The following is a 1,110-nucleotide window of genomic DNA, read 5'->3' as shown; positions in this document are numbered from 1 at the left end:
CCATCGATGGCACAGGACAAGTCCCGTCCAGGCACCACGGTGCCGCCATCGAAGAAGACGGCATCGCGCAATGTCCACCGTGCGCCAGTTTCAGCCGTCCAGCACGCGTCTTTCCAGTTACGACTTCAAGGCAGCACAGCCACAGCAGGTGGATGTGCCCACGCTGAACAAACAGGGCGCGGTACTGCCGGTGGAGCATTACGAATACACGGGTGCCTATGGATTTCATCAGCACCCGCGACTGGATCAATCTCAAGGCCAAGAAAGGCATCCGTCTGAACGGTGGCGGCAGCGAACTGGTGATCGCAGAGGGCATCACCGGCTTCACGCAGGGTGCGCACCACATCCATGCCGCCGACCACCAGACCTTGGGCCCACAGGCCAAGCCCGTCGAGTTCCCCGGTGCGCGACTCTGTCCTGCCCGCGCCAGTGGCGCAGCGCAGTCCGGTAGTGCCAGCGTCGCGCTGTCCTGATCGCAAGAGAGTTCACATGCAAGCCATTTCATTTCCCACCGAATGCATCACCAGCGGCTATGTGCTGCTGGAATCGGCCAATCTGGATCCCCGTTCACCGTGGCAGGAACTGCCCATGCAGCTCTGCGAGGTCGGCCGGATCAAGGATGCGGACGACCTGACGCCGCGCCTCATCGACATGAGCGCACTCTCCCCGACCCAGCAGAAGTGGGTGAGCACTGGGCTGCGCTTCGCACCATTGGAGGATGAAGCGCCGATACTGTGCGCCTGGCTGGAGACTGACGCCGACCTGGAGCAGCTCAAGCGGGCCATCACGCGCTTCCTGATCGGCCCCGGCCCGGAGGGGCGAGCGGTCTATTGGCGCTATTACGACCCGCGCGTCTTTGCACTGACCATGCACTTGTTCTCAGCCGAACAGAGCAGCGCCTTGCTGGGGCCGGTGACGCAATGGCGCTTTCCCTGGTGCGGCCATTGGTGGAGCGTGGCCGGTCCCGGCGCGGAGATCGACGTGCTGGGCGGCAGCCGGCCGGCCTGGCCCACGCCAGTCAATGGAGCAGCCTGGCGCACTGCGATGTACTCGACATGGTCCTGCGGCGCCTGACCGANCATCTGGGCGAACGAACGCCCTCGGAAATCC

2 protein-coding genes are annotated in these 1,110 nt (G+C 64.1%); both read left to right on the top strand.

From position 1 onward, the window contains the following. Window positions 1-218 precede the first annotated feature (218 nt). A complete protein-coding gene (locus tag I5W_RS09250; RefSeq protein ID WP_044529002.1) occupies window positions 219-473 on the top strand; it encodes a DUF2345 domain-containing protein in 255 nt (84 codons plus the stop codon). Between the two features lie 16 nt (window positions 474-489). Beyond that, window positions 490-1,074, top strand: coding sequence for a DUF4123 domain-containing protein (locus I5W_RS09245; RefSeq protein ID WP_044529001.1), 585 nt, complete (start codon window positions 490-492; stop codon window positions 1,072-1,074). Window positions 1,075-1,110 lie beyond the last annotated feature (36 nt).

The organism is Herbaspirillum sp. B65, from assembly GCF_000333555.1.
In the GTDB taxonomy this organism is placed as follows: Bacteria; Pseudomonadota; Gammaproteobacteria; order Burkholderiales; family Burkholderiaceae_D; genus Herbaspirillum; species Herbaspirillum rubrisubalbicans.
The sequence above is the reverse complement of the archived record's forward strand: the minus strand, read 5'-3'. Positions and strand labels throughout refer to the sequence as shown.

Bases quoted from the DNA above. Each gene is read 5' to 3' on its own strand.
- I5W_RS09245 (WP_044529001.1), top strand. From the start codon at position 490: ATGCAAGCCATTTCATTTCCCACCGAATGCATCACCAGCGGCTATGTG.
- I5W_RS09250 (WP_044529002.1), top strand. From the start codon at position 219: ATGGATTTCATCAGCACCCGCGACTGGATCAATCTCAAGGCCAAGAAA.